At 38.4% G+C, this 17,916-nt stretch carries 18 protein-coding genes; 17 read left to right on the plus strand and 1 reads right to left on the minus strand.

The window, feature by feature from the left end; all coding sequences use genetic code 11:
- Positions 1 to 19: 19 nt before the first annotated feature.
- The 12 genes from ftsE to ABH902_RS06605 all read left to right on the plus strand — a co-directional run bounded on the left by ftsE (position 20) and on the right by ABH902_RS06605 (position 11,121).
- Positions 20 to 706 carry a cell division ATP-binding protein FtsE gene (gene ftsE, locus ABH902_RS06550; RefSeq protein WP_154778842.1) on the plus strand — a complete coding sequence of 229 codons (687 nt, stop codon included), beginning with the start codon at positions 20 to 22 and terminating at the stop codon, positions 704 to 706.
- Positions 699 to 1,583 carry a permease-like cell division protein FtsX gene (gene ftsX, locus ABH902_RS06555; RefSeq protein ID WP_404589840.1) on the plus strand — a complete coding sequence of 295 codons (885 nt, stop codon included), beginning with the start codon at positions 699 to 701 and terminating at the stop codon, positions 1,581 to 1,583. The genes ftsE and ftsX overlap by 8 nt, the downstream gene beginning before the upstream one ends.
- A gap of 178 nt (positions 1,584 to 1,761) precedes the next feature.
- Positions 1,762 to 3,210 carry a cardiolipin synthase gene (cls, locus tag ABH902_RS06560; RefSeq protein ID WP_404589754.1) on the plus strand — a complete coding sequence of 483 codons (1,449 nt, stop codon included), beginning with the start codon at positions 1,762 to 1,764 and terminating at the stop codon, positions 3,208 to 3,210.
- Positions 3,211 to 3,379: 169 nt separating this feature from the next.
- Positions 3,380 to 4,234, plus strand: a complete 855-nt coding sequence (locus ABH902_RS06565; RefSeq protein ID WP_404589755.1) for a phosphate ABC transporter substrate-binding protein PstS — start codon at positions 3,380 to 3,382, stop codon at positions 4,232 to 4,234.
- A gap of 190 nt (positions 4,235 to 4,424) precedes the next feature.
- Positions 4,425 to 5,345 (plus strand): phosphate ABC transporter permease subunit PstC, encoded by a 921-nt coding sequence (gene pstC, locus ABH902_RS06570; protein ID WP_404589756.1) that lies wholly within the window; start codon positions 4,425 to 4,427, stop codon positions 5,343 to 5,345.
- Entirely contained in the window at positions 5,345 to 6,229 is an 885-nt protein-coding gene (gene pstA / locus ABH902_RS06575; RefSeq protein WP_404589757.1) for a phosphate ABC transporter permease PstA, read from the plus strand. Before pstC ends, pstA begins: the two co-directional genes overlap by 1 nt.
- Positions 6,230 to 6,245: 16 nt before the next feature.
- A complete protein-coding gene (gene pstB, locus ABH902_RS06580; RefSeq protein ID WP_404589759.1) occupies positions 6,246 to 7,046 on the plus strand; it encodes a phosphate ABC transporter ATP-binding protein PstB in 801 nt (266 codons plus the stop codon).
- A gap of 11 nt (positions 7,047 to 7,057) precedes the next feature.
- Positions 7,058 to 7,816 (plus strand): phosphate ABC transporter ATP-binding protein PstB, encoded by a 759-nt coding sequence (gene pstB / locus ABH902_RS06585; protein WP_404589760.1) that lies wholly within the window; start codon positions 7,058 to 7,060, stop codon positions 7,814 to 7,816.
- Positions 7,817 to 7,834: 18 nt separating this feature from the next.
- Positions 7,835 to 8,506 carry a phosphate signaling complex protein PhoU gene (gene phoU / locus ABH902_RS06590; RefSeq protein ID WP_404589761.1) on the plus strand — a complete coding sequence of 224 codons (672 nt, stop codon included), beginning with the start codon at positions 7,835 to 7,837 and terminating at the stop codon, positions 8,504 to 8,506.
- Positions 8,507 to 8,729: 223 nt separating this feature from the next.
- Positions 8,730 to 10,325: a daptomycin-sensing surface protein LiaX gene (liaX, locus tag ABH902_RS06595; RefSeq protein WP_404589762.1), complete on the plus strand. Its 1,596-nt coding sequence runs from the start codon at positions 8,730 to 8,732 to the stop codon at positions 10,323 to 10,325.
- A gap of 125 nt (positions 10,326 to 10,450) precedes the next feature.
- Complete coding sequence (locus tag ABH902_RS06600; protein ID WP_404589763.1) at positions 10,451 to 10,762, plus strand: PspC domain-containing protein; 312 nt, start codon at positions 10,451 to 10,453, stop codon at positions 10,760 to 10,762.
- Positions 10,762 to 11,121, plus strand: a complete 360-nt coding sequence (locus ABH902_RS06605) for a phage holin family protein (protein WP_404589764.1) — start codon at positions 10,762 to 10,764, stop codon at positions 11,119 to 11,121. Before ABH902_RS06600 ends, ABH902_RS06605 begins: the two co-directional genes overlap by 1 nt.
- Before the next feature lie 88 nt (positions 11,122 to 11,209).
- Here ABH902_RS06605 and ABH902_RS06610 read toward each other — a convergent pair whose 3' ends face one another.
- Positions 11,210 to 12,178 carry a GIY-YIG nuclease family protein gene (locus ABH902_RS06610; protein WP_404589765.1) on the minus strand — a complete coding sequence of 323 codons (969 nt, stop codon included), beginning with the start codon at positions 12,176 to 12,178 and terminating at the stop codon, positions 11,210 to 11,212.
- A gap of 192 nt (positions 12,179 to 12,370) precedes the next feature.
- Here ABH902_RS06610 and hprK point away from each other — a divergent pair, with 192 nt between their 5' ends.
- From hprK to ABH902_RS06635, 5 genes are all read left to right on the plus strand, one after another.
- Positions 12,371 to 13,309, plus strand: a complete 939-nt coding sequence (gene hprK / locus ABH902_RS06615; RefSeq protein WP_154778827.1) for an HPr(Ser) kinase/phosphatase — start codon at positions 12,371 to 12,373, stop codon at positions 13,307 to 13,309.
- Between the two features lie 928 nt (positions 13,310 to 14,237).
- Entirely contained in the window at positions 14,238 to 15,068 is an 831-nt protein-coding gene (gene lgt, locus ABH902_RS06620; protein ID WP_404589766.1) for a prolipoprotein diacylglyceryl transferase, read from the plus strand.
- Positions 15,069 to 15,340: 272 nt separating this feature from the next.
- Positions 15,341 to 16,360 (plus strand): NAD(P)H-dependent glycerol-3-phosphate dehydrogenase, encoded by a 1,020-nt coding sequence (locus ABH902_RS06625; RefSeq protein WP_404589768.1) that lies wholly within the window; start codon positions 15,341 to 15,343, stop codon positions 16,358 to 16,360.
- Positions 16,361 to 16,377: 17 nt separating this feature from the next.
- Positions 16,378 to 17,274 carry a UTP--glucose-1-phosphate uridylyltransferase GalU gene (gene galU / locus ABH902_RS06630; protein WP_404589770.1) on the plus strand — a complete coding sequence of 299 codons (897 nt, stop codon included), beginning with the start codon at positions 16,378 to 16,380 and terminating at the stop codon, positions 17,272 to 17,274.
- Positions 17,275 to 17,451: 177 nt separating this feature from the next.
- Entirely contained in the window at positions 17,452 to 17,895 is a 444-nt protein-coding gene (locus ABH902_RS06635; RefSeq protein WP_404589771.1) for a DUF948 domain-containing protein, read from the plus strand.
- Positions 17,896 to 17,916: the final 21 nt, after the last annotated feature.

Here is a 17,916-nt window from a genome sequence, read left to right on the forward strand (position 1 = left end):
GAGATGGAGAGAATACGCCATGATTGAAATGAAAGATGTTATGAAAAAATATTCGAATGGCACTACAGCTATTCGTAATATTTCAGTGGAAATAAAGCAAGGTGAATTCGTGTACGTTGTTGGACCTTCAGGAGCCGGAAAATCAACGTTTATTAAATTGATGTACCGAGAAGAAAAAGCCACCAAAGGCCGCTTAAAAGTTGCCAGTCATGACCTAATGAAAATTAAAAATTCTGAAGTACCTTATTTGAGAAGAGAAATCGGTATTGTCTTTCAGGATTATAAATTATTAACGAAAAAAACAGTTTACGAAAATGTCGCTTATGCCATGCAGGTTATCGGTCGTAAGCCTAGAGACATTAAAAAAAGAGTGATGGAAGTTCTTGATTTAGTTGGTTTGAAACACAAAGTGCGTGTCTTCCCAAGTGAATTATCTGGTGGGGAACAACAGCGTGTTTCAATTGCTCGTGCAATTGTAAATACACCAAAAGTATTAATCGCAGATGAACCAACAGGAAATCTTGACCCGGAAAACTCATGGGAAATCATGAAGCTCTTAGATCGAATCAATGCACAAGGTACCACAGTTGTAATGGCAACTCACAACAGTACTATTGTAAACACGATCCGTCATCGCGTAATCGCCATCGAAAATGGTCGTATTATTCGAGACCAAGCGGAAGGAGAATATGGCTACGATGATTAGAACGTTCTTTTCTCATGTTATTGAGAGTATTAAAAGCTTAAAGCGTAATGGCTGGATGACAATAGCATCTGCCAGTGCGGTAACTATTACATTAGTCCTTGTAGGGATCTTTATGTCCGTTATCTTTAATGCTACGAAATTAGCAAAAGATATCGAAGACAATGTTACAGTATCTGTGTTTGTGGACATTGGTACGACGCCTGCTGAAATGCAAAAGTTAGAAAAGCAATTAAATAAAATTGATAATGTCGAAACAATTTCTTATTCAAATAAAGACAAACAATTAAAGAAAATCCAAAAACAAATGGGTGAAGCATGGAATTTATTTGAAGGTGATAGTAATCCACTCTATGATGTGTATTATATTAGTGCTAAAGAGCCAACAGATACGAAAAAAATCTCGGAAAAAGCTGCAAAACTGCCAAATGTATTTAAAGCAGATTACGGCGGCGTGTCTTCCGATAAGATTTTCAATATTGCTGGAAAGGTCAGAACTTGGGGCTTAGGAGCTGCAATATTACTTATCTTTGTAGCCGTATTCTTAATCTCAAATACAATTCGTATTACGATATTGTCGCGTCAAAGAGAAATTCAGATTATGCGTTTAGTAGGCGCGAAAAATGGATATATTCGTTGGCCATTCTTTATTGAAGGAGCTTGGATCGGATTGATCGGTTCGATTATTCCAATTGTTATCTTAACATTTGGCTATCAACGTTTTTATTCCTTCTTTAATCCGCAACTGTTGAGTTCTAATTATTCATTGCTTAAGCCTGAATCTTTTGTTTGGCAATTGGATTTAATGATGGCACTCATCGGAATGGTCATTGGGTCATTGGGCTCTATTATTTCAATGCGTCGTTTCTTGAAAATTTAACAATTTTAAAAATAGAAAATCTGCTTACCTGTTTTTTTCGGTAACAGTTTTCTATTTTTTTATTTTTTTTTGATAAGAAAACTCTTATATGATTTTTCATTCATTTTTTCTTTACTTATTTTCACAAGTTCGATATGCTTTACAAGGAGAGAGTGTAACTATTGATTGGGGTGAGTGAATGAAGTTTTCATATGATAGTTTTATTGTTATTATCTTTATTGCGAATATATTATTATCACTGATTATCGTTTTCAGAGAAAGAAAGCAAACCGCCCAGACATGGTCGTGGCTATTAGTTTTAATGTTTATTCCTATTTTAGGGTTCTTTCTTTATATCTTTTTAGGGCGAGGCATTTCCAAAGATAAGATTTTTGACATGAAAATGCAAGCAAAAATTGGGATGAATGCGGAAATTGAAAATGAGAAGCAGGCATTGCGAAGAGGGCTTTTTCCTCATCCGCCAACTGGGGAAGTTAGTTCAAAACAGCTGATTTATATGCTGACCGTTTTTGAGAGCTCCCTTTATACGACAAATAATAAAATCAAGCTGTACACAGACGGCAGAGAAAAATTTGATGGTCTCATCGAGGATATTCGTCAGGCGAAAGACCATATTCATATGGAATATTATATTTACCGAGGCGATAATCTTGGAAAAGAAATTCGAAAAGAGCTAGTCGCTGCTGCCAAGCGAGGTGTAAAAGTCCGTTTGCTCTTAGATGCTTGGGGTTCAACGCAAGTAAATATGAAATTTTTCGAAGAACTAAAAAAATATCAAGGAGAAATTGCCTTTTTCTTCCCATTATTTGTTCCTTATTTGAATCCGCGCATCAATTATCGTAACCATCGAAAAATTGTTGTTATTGATGGAAGAATTGGTTATACCGGCGGTTTCAACGTAGGAGATGAATATTTAGGCAGCGTTAAAAAGTTCGGTTATTGGCGTGATAACCATTTAAGAATACACGGTGAGGCCGTTTATAGCTTACAAAACCGTTTTTTAATGGACTGGAACTCGCAACATAGAGAAGAACTAAGCTACGATATGGCCTTTTTCCCACCGATCTATTCTGACGGAAAAAAAGCAGTCCAAGTGGTAACCAGCGGTCCAGATTCAGAATATGAGCAAATCAAAATGACGTACCTGAAAATGATTTCCATTGCTAAAAAAGAAATTTTGATTCAGACACCGTATTATATCCCTGACGAGTCTATCCATGAAGCCTTGAAATTGGCGTTGCTTTCCGGAGTAAAGGTCCGTATGCAGATTCCCAACAAGCCTGATCATATGCTGGTTTATTGGGCGACCTATTCCTTTGCCGCAGAATTATTAGAGTACGGAGCAATTATTGAAACTTACGAACGAGGCTTTATTCATGCAAAAACAATGATTATTGACGGAGGCATTGTTTCGGTTGGTTCTGCCAACATTGATGTACGTTCCTTCCGCTTGGACTTTGAAGTGAATACGATTATCTATGATCAAGAATTTTCAGAAGAAGTCAGACGAGCCTTTTATGAAGACGCGCGCGAATCGAAGCTACTCACTGAAGAAATTTATAAAAAGCGCGGCGTGATCATTAAATTAAAAGAAGGCTTAGCGCGTTTAATTTCACCATTACTATAAAAAAATACAAAATATGTCATTGATTCTAAAGACATATTTTGTATTTTTCTTTTGTAAGCTTGTTATTTAATTCCCCACGCTTACCAAATCAAAGAACAAACAATTTTCATCTGAAAAAGTTAATGTTAAAATAAATTGATTGAATTGAGTTTGGAGGAATATCAGATCAATGAAAAAGAAAATGTTATTATTTTTTAGTTTAATTTCTTTGGTAACTTTATCAGGCTGTGCAAAATGGATTGATCGAGGCGAATCAATTACAGCTGTTGGCTCTTCAGCACTACAACCTTTGGTGGAAACCGCTGCTGAAGAATATCAAAATCAGCATCCAGGCCGTTTTATTAACGTACAGGGTGGCGGAAGTGGTACAGGACTAAGTCAGGTGCAATCGGGCGCTGTAGAAATCGGTAATTCCGATCTTTTCGCAGAAGAGAAGAAAGGGATTGACGCTGAAAAGCTGGTTGATCATAAAGTCGCGGTTGTAGGCATTACACCGATTGTAAATAAAAATATTGGGCTAAAGGATATTTCTTTAGAGAACCTAAGAAAGATTTTTTTAGGCGAAATCAAAAACTGGCAGGAAATCGGTGGTAAAGATCTTCCAGTAGTCATCTTGAATCGGGCGGCCGGCAGTGGGACACGTGCAACCTTTGAAAAGTGGGTTCTGGATGGGAAAACAGCTGTTCAAGCGCAAGAACAGGATTCAAGCGGGATGGTTCGTTCCATCGTGGCAGATACACCGGGAGCAATTAGCTACACGGCTTTTTCCTATGTAAGCGACGAAGTCGGCACCTTGAGCATTGATGGTGTGAAGCCGACGGATGAAAATGTCACCACGAATAAATGGATCATCTGGTCTTATGAGCACATGTATACCCTAGGCAAGCCCAAACAGCTAACGGATGAATTTTTAGCGTATATGTTATCTGATGATGTGCAAGAAAAAATCATTGGACAGCTCGGCTACATTCCTGTTTCTAAAATGGAAGTTGAACGTGATTGGCAGGGTAATTTAGTGAAATAAGGCGTCTTTACACAAAATTTACAAACTTAACACAAGATTTACATGTTATTAAACGCAAATTTATGTTGTAAAGTTACACTTGTTTTATTATGGCGCACGAATGTGGATACACTATTTTTTATAATAAAAGCTTCAGTTCTAATTCGTGATGATATAAGCCTTTTGGAAAGAGATAAAAGGAGGAATTTTCTTGGAAGACATGCAAAAAGTGTTACTGACGAAATCGAAGCGTGCAAAAATGGAACAGCGGGGAAAGTTTATTAGTTTCCTTTGTATTGCTTTGATTGTCTTAGTGGTTTTATCTATCTTTTATTTTGTAGCAAGTAAAGGGTTTGCGACCTTTTTTACCGATAAAATAAATGTCGTTGATTTTCTATTCGGAAAAAATTGGAATCCGGGAGAAACCGGTACAGACGGGAAACCAATGGTCGGTGCGTTGCCGATGATTACTGGTTCCTTTATCGTGACGTTCTTATCAGCCATTATCGCGACCCCTTTTGCGATTGGCGCTGCTGTGTTTATGACAGAAATTTCACCGAAAAAAGGCTCTAAGATATTACAGCCGGTTATTGAGCTGCTGGTTGGGATTCCTTCAGTGGTTTACGGGTTTATCGGTCTTTCTGTGATCGTACCGTTTATTCGTTCGATTTTTGGCGGTACTGGTTTTGGGATTTTAGCCGGAACCTTTGTTTTATTCGTTATGATTTTACCAACGGTGACGACCATGACAGTAGATGCGTTAAAATCGGTGCCGCGTCATTATCGGGAGGCATCATTAGCCTTGGGTGGAACGCGCTGGCAAACAATTTACAAAGTTGTTTTACGAGCAGCAGTGCCGGGGATTCTAACGGCCGTTGTTTTCGGAATGGCGCGTGCTTTTGGCGAGGCCCTAGCGATTCAAATGGTTATTGGAAATGCGGCGATTATGCCGTCAAGTCTGACAACACCTGCATCAACCTTAACAAGTATTTTAACAATGGGTATTGGGAATACAATTATGGGAACGGTAGAAAATAACGTTCTTTGGTCGTTAGCGTTGATCTTACTGTTAATGTCATTATTCTTCAATATTGTGATTCGGATCATTGGTAGAAAAGGAGCGCTGAAATAATGAATGCAAAAAAAGCGGATAAAATAGCCACAGGAGTTTTATATGCTATTTCTGGTGTCATCGTTTTGATTTTGGCGGCCTTGCTGCTGTATATTCTTGTTCGGGGAATTCCCCATATTTCTTGGGATTTCCTAACAAAGCCGTCCAAAGCTTATCAAGCTGGCGGAGGTATTGGCATTCAGCTGTTCAACTCACTTTATCTATTATTGATTACGATGTTAATTAGCTTTCCGATTTCACTCGGTGCCGGCATCTATTTATCGGAATATGCCAAAAAGAACTGGGTGACGGATGTGATCCGGACCTCTATTGAAATTTTAAGCTCATTACCGTCAGTCGTGGTTGGTTTATTCGGTTTCTTGATTTTCGTTGTACAAATCGGCTATGGCTTTTCGATTATTTCCGGTGCGTTGGCGCTAACGTTTTTCAACCTACCCTTATTAACAAGAAATGTCGAGGAATCATTAAAGGCCGTTCATTATACACAGCGTGAAGCTGGCTTAGCTCTAGGGCTTTCTCGCTGGGAAACGGTCACAAAGGTGGTCGTACCGGAAGCACTGCCGGGAATTTTAACCGGCGTCATCTTAAGCTCCGGTAGAATTTTCGGAGAAGCCGCAGCATTGATTTATACTGCAGGACAAAGCGCGCCGGCACTAGATTTCAGTAATTGGAATCCGCTTAGTGTTTCCAGCCCAATCAGTATTTTTAGACAAGCCGAGACATTGGCTGTTCATATTTGGAAAATTAATACCGAAGGCACAATGCCGGATAGTGCTGCTGTTTCAGCAGGGGCTTCAGCAGTGTTGATCTTAGTTGTGCTGCTGTTTAACTTTGGCGCCCGCTTTATTGGTAATAAACTGCATAAAAAAATGACATCAGCCTAATGTTAGGGGAATCAGAATGAAAGAATATAATTTGAATGATACCAATATTATCAAATTGCCGGAGCCCATTGCGCTGCATACCGATGACCTACATGTCTGGTACGGCGACAATGAAGCCATTAAAGGCGTTGATTTGGAATTTGAAAAAAACAAGATTACCGCATTAATCGGTCCTTCGGGCTGCGGAAAATCCACTTATTTACGTTCGTTGAATCGAATGAATGATGGCATTGCCAATACGAAAGTTACCGGAAAAATCATGTATAAAAACGTGGATGTTAACACTAAAGAAGTAGATGTTTACGAAATGCGTAAAAGAATCGGCATGGTTTTCCAACGGCCGAACCCATTTAGTAAATCTATTTACGAAAATATTACGTTCGCCTTAAAGCAGCATGGTGAAAAGGACAAGAAAAAGCTGGATGAAATTGTTGAAACTAGTTTGAAACAAGCCGCACTTTGGGATCAAGTGAAAGACAATCTGCATAAAAGTGCCTTAGCTTTATCAGGCGGTCAGCAGCAGCGCTTGTGTATCGCTAGAGCGATTGCTATGAAGCCGGATATTTTATTATTAGATGAGCCGGCCAGTGCATTGGATCCCATTTCTACTGGTAAAGTAGAAGAAACCTTAGTGAATTTGAAAGATCACTATACGATCATTATCGTTACGCACAACATGCAGCAGGCTGCGCGTATCAGTGACTATACAGCCTTTTTCTACTTAGGAAAAGTAATTGAATACGATCAAACAAGAAAAATCTTTACACGACCAAAAATTCAAGCGACAGAAGACTATGTTTCTGGACATTTTGGTTAGGAGGAAAAAAGATGACAAAAGAAATTATCTCGTCCAAGGATCTGCATTTATATTACGGAAAAAAAGAAGCGCTGAAAGGCATTGACTTAAGTATAAATCAAGGTGAAATCACAGCGATGATTGGCCCTTCCGGCTGCGGCAAGTCAACTTATCTGCGTTCATTAAACCGCATGAATGATTTGATTCCGGGAGTCACAATCACTGGCAGTGTAGTATATAAAGGAAAAGATATTTACGGACCGAAAACAGATACAGTTGAATTGCGTAAAGAAATCGGCATGGTTTTCCAACAGCCGAATCCGTTTCCATTTTCTGTTTACGAAAATGTCATTTACGGTTTACGTTTAAAGGGAGAAAAAAATAAGCAAGTATTGGATGAAGCAGTTGAAGCTAGTCTAAAAGCGGCTTCTGTTTGGGATGATGTGAAGGACAAATTACATAAAAGCGCCTTGTCCTTATCAGGCGGTCAGCAGCAACGGGTTTGTATTGCCCGGGTCTTGGCAGTTGATCCGGAAATTATTTTGCTGGATGAGCCGACAAGTGCGCTGGACCCTGTTTCCAGTGGTAAAATCGAAAACATGCTATTAACCTTGAAAGAAAAGTACACTATGATTATGGTGACGCATAATATGTCGCAGGCCTCACGAATTTCTGACAAAACAGCTTTCTTTTTGCAAGGAGAATTGATAGAATTTAATGACACGAAAAAAATATTCCTGAATCCAAAAGAAAAGCAAACAGAGGATTACATTTCTGGAAAATTCGGCTAAATAAAAGGAGGAAACCCAATGCTACGGAGTCAATTTGAAGAAGAATTGTTGAATTTGCATAATCAGTTTTATGAGATGGGGATGATGGTCAGCAACGTTGTCCATAAATCTGTGCGTGCTTACATCAATCATGATAAAAAAATTGCGCACGAAGTCATTGATTATGACGTTCAAATCAATGATATGGAAATTAAATTAGAAAAGAAAAGCTTTGAAATGATTGCTTTACAACAGCCGGTTACAACCGATTTACGTATGATTATCACGGTAATGAAAGCCAGCTCTGATTTAGAAAGAATGGCCGATCATGCCGTTTCCATTGCGAAATCTGCTATTCGTTTAAAAGGTGAAACACGAATTCCAGAAATCGAAAAAGAAATTTCCGATATGTCTGATTATGTCAAAAAAATGGTCGACAACGTATTGATTGCTTACGTTAAAACAGACGAAAAAGATGCACGGATGATAGCGAAGATGGATGCTCGCGTAAATGAATATTTTGACAGCATTTATAGACATTCTATTAAAGAAATGCAGGCAAATCCGGTAACGGTTATCAGTGGAACCGACTATTTACATGTAGCTACTTACTTAGAACGAATTGGTGACTATGTAACGAATATTTGTGAATGGATTGTCTATTTAGCAACGGGGAAAATCACTGAGCTTAATAGTAATCATGATGAATAGGCTATTCTAAGCTAACAGTCATAAGCAATTTCAATTTTTGATTATGGAAGAACGAAGCAAAGGGATCTATCCTTTTGTCTCGTTCTTTTCTTTTTTACAGGTGATCCTTGAGGACTATCGAAAATTCATTCTTAAGTCCTATGACAAAAGAGAAAAAAGAAGGCATAATAGGTTCATAAGGAAAACACCCTCGGGTGAAAAATTTGCTAAGGAGGCAATTTCCATGAAAGAAAGAGAAAGAGTATTGGACTTAGTTAAAAAAGGCATTCTATCATCAGAGGAAGCTTTAGTCTTATTAGAAAATATGGCAACTGAAAAAGATGAAAAACAAATCAAAAAAGCTGCCGATCAAGTAAATGTAACCAATCCAACTGTTGATCCTAAAGAAAAAGATAAAGTCGTAGATTTAGTAGATAAGTTAGAAAATCAAAAAGAAGCAGCAGATCCAGAAATCACTGACGAAGATGTCAAAGCCAAAGAAGCACAGGATCATGAACGCTTAGAAAAGATTCTGGATGATTTAGCGACAGAAGTCAACCGCACTTCTGCAGAGCTTGATGAAGTCAACGCTGAAATTGCCGGCGTTAAGGAAGAAATCAAGGAAGCCCAAGAAAAATTAATGGAATTGAACACGAAAGAAGAGCTGGATCAGTTAACTGAAGAGGATTTAACTCAAAGAGCTGAGCTGGAAGCAGAAGTGAAAGCCTTGGAAGCTTCTTTAGAAGAAAGAAATCAAGAAAAAGCTGCACTTGAAGCAGAGTTAAAAAATATTCGCAAAGAACAATGGACAGAAACAAAAGAGCGTGTCGCTTCAAAATTTGATATACCGGACGATTGGAAAGATCAAGCAACGGACACGATTAATCAGGTTGGCGAAAAAATGAGTGAAGCTGGTTCACAATTAGGTTCATTCTTGAAGAAAACCTTTAGCTCATTCTCTGAAACAATGAATGACAATGTTGAGTGGAAAGACGTCAGCTTTAAAGTTCCCGGTGTAGCAACGACTAAATTTGACCATGAATTTAACTATCCAACACCGCAAGCAAGCTTAATCGATGTCAAAGTAGCCAACGGCAATATCGTCTTTAAAACTTGGGATCAGCCGGACGTCAAAGTCGAAGGAAAAATTAAGCTTTATGGAAAAATGGATGCAGAAACACCATTGGAAGCTTTCTTGGAACGCAGTCAAATTGATGTGGACGATGAAGTTATTTCATTCCAAATTCCAAACAAACGTGTGCGAGCTGATTTAGTCTTTTATTTACCAGAGCGTGTATTCGATCATGTTTCTATTAAGTTATTAAATGGCAACATTTCAGTGGAATCGTTAAAAGCCAAAGATGTTTATGCCAAATCAACCAACGGTACAATTACTTTTAACTACATTGAAGCAACGATGTTGGAAATCGAAGGCGTGAATGGCGATATCAAAATATTGGATGGCTCAATTTTAGACAACATTGTTGAAACTGTAAACGGCACGATCACGATTACTGCAACTCCGCAAAATATTGGTGTTTCCTTAATCAATGGAGATGTCCGTATTACCGCGAAAGAAAACACTTTACGCAAAATCGAAGCCAGCTCAGTCAATGGGAATGTGAAAATTGCTGTGCCGAATGAGTTAGGCATTGAAGGAACTGTAAAAACAAGCTTAGGTAGTATTAATAGCCGTATGACTGAATATGAAGTGATTCGTGAAAAGAAAGAACGGACGAATCAGTTATTACAATTCAGAAGAATGAATGATGAACAAATGGCACAAATCAATGCTTCTACAACAACAGGAAACATTTATTTAAAAGATACAGATAAATAAATGAGTAGAACAAGTATGTGTCCTTAACGTTAAGAGAGCTCTTAGCTCTCTTAACAATTAATAATAAAACAGATGAAAAATTGCCCGTTCTGGTGTAAAATTTAAGCGATGAGAGGTGAAATAAAATGAGAAAAAAATTGACAAAATCTCCTAATAATGTCGTGCTAACAGGGACTTTAGCGGGTATTGCTGAATGGTTGGGAATTGATCCTACGATCGTTCGAGTTCTTTACGTAGTCGCTAGTTTCTTATTTATCGGCAGTCCGATTCTTTTATATATTGTTCTAGCAGTATTGATTCCATCCGGAAGAAAATATTCTGGCTACGGCCATCAAAATCCATACAACAATCACCACTATGGTCAACCTTATAATGATGGACAAAAGCAAAGAAAACAAGCTGAAAAAGTGGATGACGATGACTGGAGTGACTTTTAATGACTTATTTTCAGCGAATAGTCGTTAACACATTAACCTTTATTTCACTTTCGGTTATTTTTCCTTCAATGATTCACGTAAGAAGTATTTGGATGGCTATCGTAGCCGCATTTGTTCTATCCATATTGAACATGCTGGTAAAGCCTGTCTTAACGCTTTTATCGTTGCCTTTTACACTGTTGACCTTTGGTTTGTTTAGCTTTATCGTCAACGCGGCGATTTTGAAAATGACGTCGTCTTTTGTCGGAGAATTTAATTTTGGATTTTCCAGCTTTGGCGCTGCCGTTTTAATGGCGGTCATTATGTCAATCGTCAATGCGATTGTGAGTGAACGGAATATGGATAAATATAATGAATAAGAAAAGAGCGAGCGAAACAGTTTGATGCATGGAGCATCGACTCGTTTCGCTCTTTTTGAGTGGAAAAAGTAAAAAATAGATTCAATTTTTATATAAATGGATTAGCTAAAGTCTGTAATTGACATTCTGAATGACGATTAATGTAGCTGTATAAAATATTGATAAAGTCCACCTGATCTTTAGAAAAATACTGCAAGGTTTGCGGTTCTAGTTTAGGCCGGATTTTTTGAGCCAGCTGATCAGGCGTGTACTTATTAAAGGTGCGTTTGGTCACTACTCGACTACTTATTACAAGACCTTGATAGATCAGGTAATATTCAATTTTTGTTCCTAAAGGCAAGGATAAGAGTTGCCATTGACTTTGACTGGCTAAAATAAGTTTTTGATTTTGCTCAAAAAAGCGAGTAAGAAAGTGCCATTCTTCTCGAAGCTGGATGGCTTTTTCGAATTCAAAGTTTTCAGAAGCGGCCAGCATCGCTGTTTTTAGACGCTGTTGTGGACGCTGATCAATCTTAGTAAAGGCATTGAAAAGCTCTTGCTCAATAACCGCGCGCTTCACTTTGGGAGGCGCTTGAACAGGAAAAGATTGATGCCAATAATTTTGCCGATTCAAGCCATAAAGAGTCTCTAAAATTCTTTTTACAAATCCCAGCTTGCGGCTGGTAGAAAAAGGACCGAAGCAATGCTTGGCAGTGGGAATTGATAAAATATTGATAGCAATTTCTGAACCGTCAGTGTTGATTTCTATATACTTATATTTTTCAAAGGTGTTCATTTGGCGATTATAAAGAGGCCGTAGTTCATGAATCAGCTCACATTCTAATAAAAGAGCATCAAGCTCGCTGGGGACGTCAATGGTATCAAAATCCGCCAGTAATTGCATCATACGTACGGTTTTTCGTGAATGCTGTTTGTTTTTAATGAAGTAGCTGCTCACTCGATTTTTAAGCTTCTTCGCTTTGCCGACATAGACGATATCGCCGTGTTCGTTTTTCATTAAATAAACGCCAGGAGTTTGTGGAAGTGTCTTGGCTTTTTCTTTTAGTGTTGGCTTCAATTGCACCACATCCATTAATCATTTTTTACTGGAGAATACTCATTAAGTATACAAAGCGCGATGAGATAGTCAATGAATTACGCTGTTTTTTAATACTTATTAGTAAATATCTCACAATCCTTCGAATAGCTAGAAAGTTCCTTCTTGAAATGATAAAATGAAACGAGTAGCAGAAAGGAATGATCGACAAGTATGGGAGAAGTTGTAAAAATTCATCAACTAGTTGAAAAGCTTTCTTTGGAAGTCGTTTACGGCGATGAAGAGAGTTTAAATAGAGAAATTACGACAGGAGATATTTCGCGGCCCGGATTAGAATTGACCGGTTATTTTAATTATTATTCTCATGACCGCCTCCAATTATTCGGCAGCAAGGAGATTACCTTTGCTCACCGTATGATGCCGGAAGAACGTCTTTTGGTAATGCGTCGTTTATGTGAGAAGGACACTCCGGCATTTATTATTTCCAGAGGACTTGAAGCGCCTGCTGAGATGGTTCAGGCAGCCAAGGAAAAAGGAGTGGCCGTTTTACGATCGCCGATTTCAACTTCTCGCCTGCTAGGTGAATTATCAAGCTATTTGGATGGACGTTTAGCCACAAGAACCAGTGTACACGGTGTTTTAGTGGATGTATATGGCTTAGGGGTGCTGATTCAAGGAGACAGCGGTATCGGTAAAAGTGAAACAGCTTTAGAGCTGATAAAACGTGGACATCGCTTGATTGCAGATGATCGTGTGGATGTGTATCAACAAGATGAGTTAACGGTAATTGGTGAGCCGCCAAAAATTTTACAGCATTTAATTGAGATTCGCGGAATTGGCATTATTGATGTAATGAATTTATTCGGTGCGAGTGCTGTGCGCGGGTTTATGCAGGTTCAACTGGTGGTTTATTTAGAAGCTTGGGAAAAGGATAAAAAATACGATCGCTTAGGTTCAGATGACGCGATGGTGGAAATTGCCAGTGTGGATGTTCCGCAAATTCGTATTCCCGTTAAAACCGGGCGAAATGTAGCGATTATCATTGAAGTAGCTGCAATGAATTTCCGTGCGAAAACGATGGGTTATGATGCGACTAAATCCTTTGAGGAACGGTTGACTCGATTGATCGAGGAAAATTCCGGGACACTTTAAATGGTGAGACTTACTGAGAATCACAGTGAAAGAAATTGAACTGATGATGAACAGTACAAGACTTTCGTAGAAAGTGTTGAACCTTGTCATTAGTTATCCAGCTACACAAATCAATCTTTAGGAAAATAGATAAATTGCCAGTAAAACAAAGAACGTTTTAATGTCAATTTCCTAATTTTCTACAAGATTAAACGATTTGTTCCGCTTTTGCTGAGAATCACAGTGAAAGAATTGAACTGATGATGAACAGTACAAGACTTTCGTAGAAAGTGTTGATCATTAATGTTATCCAGCTGCACAGGCTAGCTCTTCGGAAAAAAGATAAATTGTGAACGAGGCGAAGAGCGCCTCATCCTCAATTTCCTATTTTTCTGTCAGAGCTGGATGAGCCTGTTCCGCTTTTAAGTTATCCAGCTGTACAAATCAATCCTTAGGAAAATAGACAAATTGCCAATGAGACAAAAAGCGTCTCAATGTCAATTTCCTAATTTTCTACAGGATTAAGCGATTTGTTCCGCTTTTGCTGAGAATCACAGTGAAAGAATTGAACTGATGATGAACAGTACAAGACTTTCGTAGAAAGTGTTGAACCTTATCATTAGTTATCCAGCTGTACAAATCAATCCTTAGGAAAATAGACAAATTGCCAATGAGACAAAAAGCGTCTCAATGTCAATTTCCTAATTTTCTACAGGATTAAGCGATTTGTTCCGCTTTTGCTGAGAATCACAGTGAAAGAATTGAACTGATGATGAACAGTACAAGACTTTCGCAAGAAAGTGTTGATCATTAATGTTATCCAGCTGCACAAATCAATCCTTAGGAAAATAGATAAATTGCCAGCGAGACAAGAAGCGTCTCAATGTCAATTTCCTAATTTTCTACAGGATTAAGCGATTTGTTCCGCTTTTAAATTAGGAGGTTCTTTATGTTAGGTCAGGTTAATCCGGTTGCTTTTAATCTTTTTGGGATAGCAGTATACTGGTATGCAGTTATTATTGTTTCAGGAATTGTACTGGCTGTATGGTTAAGTAGCAGAGAAGCTATACGGGTCGGTTTAAAAGAAGATGATGTGATTGATTTTATGCTTTGGGGGTTGCCTAGTGCGATTATAGGAGCCCGATTGTATTATGTGATTTTTCAATGGAAAGAGTATGTCGATAATCCAATTGAAATTATTTTGACGCGTAATGGCGGATTAGCGATTTATGGAGGTCTGATTGGTGGAGGGCTGGCCTTGTTTTTCTTTACACGGCATCGGTTCATTTCGACTTGGACTTTTTTAGATATTGCTGCGCCTAGTGTGATTTTAGCGCAGGGCATTGGTCGTTGGGGCAATTTTATGAACCATGAAGCTTATGGACCTGCAACGTCGCGTGGATTTTTAGAAGGATTGCACTTACCCAAATTTATTATTGATAATATGAATATTGATGGAACTTATCATCAGCCGACTTTTTTATATGAATCATTATGGAATGTTTTAGGCTTTATTGTATTGATCTTTTTGAGAAAAAAGCAGCATTTCTTAAAAGAGGGAGAAGTCTTTTTGAGCTACCTGATTTGGTATTCTTTCGGCCGCTTCTTTATTGAAGGAATGCGGACGGACAGTCTATATGCGTTTGGCCAAATTCGAGTTTCGCAAGTGGTATCACTGGTATTGTTTTTTGGCGCAATTATCACAATTATTGTTCGCAGAAAAAAAGCAACACTTAAATTTTATGATCGTAATCACGGAACAACAAAAAAAGCGGTTTAAAAGTGCCTATTCGTTTCAGCCTATGTTAAAATGGTGAGTGACAGTTAATTTTATAAAGGATGAACGAAAGCGTTGCGATTAATTGTAAAGCGTTCTTTGAAAGCAAAACAAGTTATATTTGCTTTGCTATTGTCGAGCAAGTACAACTGGCTCTTCGGAAAAAAGATAAATTGTGAGCAAGGCAGAGAGCACCTTTCTCTCAATTTCCTATTTTTCGGTCAGAGCCGAACGAGTTACACTTGCTCTTCTTATTTTGAAAGGAGTTTTCACCAATGAAACAAAAAGTTGCTGTTTTAGGTCCCGGTTCGTGGGGTACGGCCTTGGCTCAGGTTTTAGCTGAGAACGGTCATGAGGTTCGTATCTGGGGGAATAATCAAGCACAAATTGATGAAATTAATGAACACCATACCAACAAGCATTATCTACCTGATTTGGTTATGCCTGTATCTATTCAAGGAAAATCTTCGTTGGAAGAATGTATTGCGGATGCAGATGCTGTCTTATTCGTGGTACCAACAAAAGCTATTCGGGCAGTTGCGCAGGAGTTTACCGCCAAATGTCAAAATCGGCCGCTGATTATTCATGCCAGCAAGGGCTTGGAGCAAGGAAGTCATAAACGTATTTCAGAAGTATTAATGGAGGAAATTCCGCTGGAAAAAAGACGCGGCTTAGCTGTATTATCAGGCCCTAGTCATGCAGAGGAAGTAGCAGTTCATGATATTACAACAATCACAGCTGCAAGTGAGCATTTAGAAGAAGCAAAATATGTTCAAAACTTATTTATGAACGACTATTTTAGAATTTACACGAATGATGACGTGATTGGTGTTGAAACAGGTGCCGCGTTAAAAAATATCATTGCTTTGGGCGCAGGTGCGATTCATGGCTTAGGTTTCGGTGATAATGCCAAGGCGGCGATTATGACACGTGGTTTGGCAGAAATCAGTCGTTTAGGTGTAGCTATGGGAGCGAATCCTTTAACTTTTATTGGCTTGAGCGGCGTTGGTGATCTAATCGTTACCTGTACTAGTGTTCATTCACGGAATTGGCGTGCAGGAAATCTTTTAGGAAAAGGGCACAGCTTAGAGGATGTTCTTGAAAATATGGGGATGATCGTTGAGGGCGTATCAACGACGAAAGCTGCCTATGAGCTTTCTCAGCAGTTAAACGTAGAAATGCCGATTACAGAAGCGATTTATCGTGTATTGTATGAAAACTTAGAAGTTAACCAAGCAGCGAAAGAAATTATGCTGCGTGAAGGAAAAACGGAAAACGAATTTTCTATATCATAAACTAGGAGGTCTTGGATATGAAAGTAAAAAAAGCAGTGATTCCAGCCGCTGGACTGGGTACAAGATTTTTACCAGCAACGAAAGCGATGGCAAAGGAAATGTTGCCGATTGTGGATAAGCCAACGATTCAATTTATTGTAGAAGAAGCATTAGCTTCAGGAATTGAAGATATCTTGATTGTGACCGGTAAAGCTAAGCGTCCGATTGAAGATCATTTTGATGCAAACTTTGAATTGGAAAGCAATCTGCGTGAAAAAAATAAAACGGATCTACTAAAATTAGTAGAAGAAACCACGGATGTTAATTTACATTTTATCCGTCAATCTCATCCAAAAGGCTTGGGACATGCAGTGCTGCAGGCAAAGGCCTTTGTCGGCAATGAGCCGTTTATTGTTATGCTGGGTGATGATATTATGGATGACGATATTCCTTTATCTAAACAATTAATGAATGATTATGACGATACACACGCTTCTACGATTGCTGTAATGAAGGTACCACACGAGGATACATCTAAATACGGTATTATTAATCCGGAAATGGAAGTTTCAAAGGGCTTATACAATGTGAACAGCTTTGTTGAAAAACCAAAACCGGAAGAAGCGCCAAGTGATTTAGCCATTATTGGCCGCTACTTATTAACACCCGAAATTTTCAATGTACTAGAAAATCAGGCACCAGGTGCCGGTGGCGAAATTCAGCTGACAGATGCGATTGACACATTAAATAAAACACAACGTGTTTTTGCTAGAGAATTTACTGGTAAACGTTATGATGTAGGCGATAAATTCGGCTTTATGAAAACAAGTATTGAATATGGCTTAACGCATCCAGAAGTCAAAGATAACCTGCGTGAGTATATTATTCAATTAGGAGCAGAACTTACCAAAGAAGAAGCCCAAACTGAAGAATAAAATGTTAAATGTGAAAAAAAGTGTGTGGCATTTGCTGCACGCTTTTTTTTAATTGAAGAAGTAAAACGTTTCCTAATTTGTTATAATGAGACAAAGAACAGCAACTGAATCATTTGTGAATTTAATCAGTTGATGTTATTCTAAAGACATGGAATAATTGATGGAAGGGGCAAGAGTATGACTGGTGGAGAAGTAGCAGCAATTATCGCTGCAGTAGCGTTTGCTGTATTGGTTGTCTTTATTATATTGGTATTAATGAAGATTAGTAAAACGGTAGACAGAGTAACGACTACAGTGGATGAAGCAAACAAAACAATCGAGGTTGTTACCAAAGATGTCGATATTTTATCGAAACAAGTAGAAGGTCTATTAGTAAAGAGTAATGAATTGCTGGATGATGTGAACCAAAAGATCGCTACAATTGATCCTTTGTTTACAGCAGTTGCTGATTTAAGTGAAAGTGTTTCTGAATTAAATGTTTCCAGCCGTAATTTAATTGGCAAAGTTGGTTCTGTTGGTAAAACGACTGCCAAAGCAGGCGTTGTCAGTAAAGTCGGCGGAGCAGCCTTTCGGGCATTTCGCTCAAAGAAAGCATCTCAAGCAAGTGTAACACCTAAATAAAAAATGATAATGGAGGAATGG

Origin of the sequence: Enterococcus sp. UD-01 (genome assembly GCF_044909655.1) — a bacterium.
Classification (GTDB): Bacteria; Bacillota; Bacilli; order Lactobacillales; family Enterococcaceae; genus Enterococcus_L.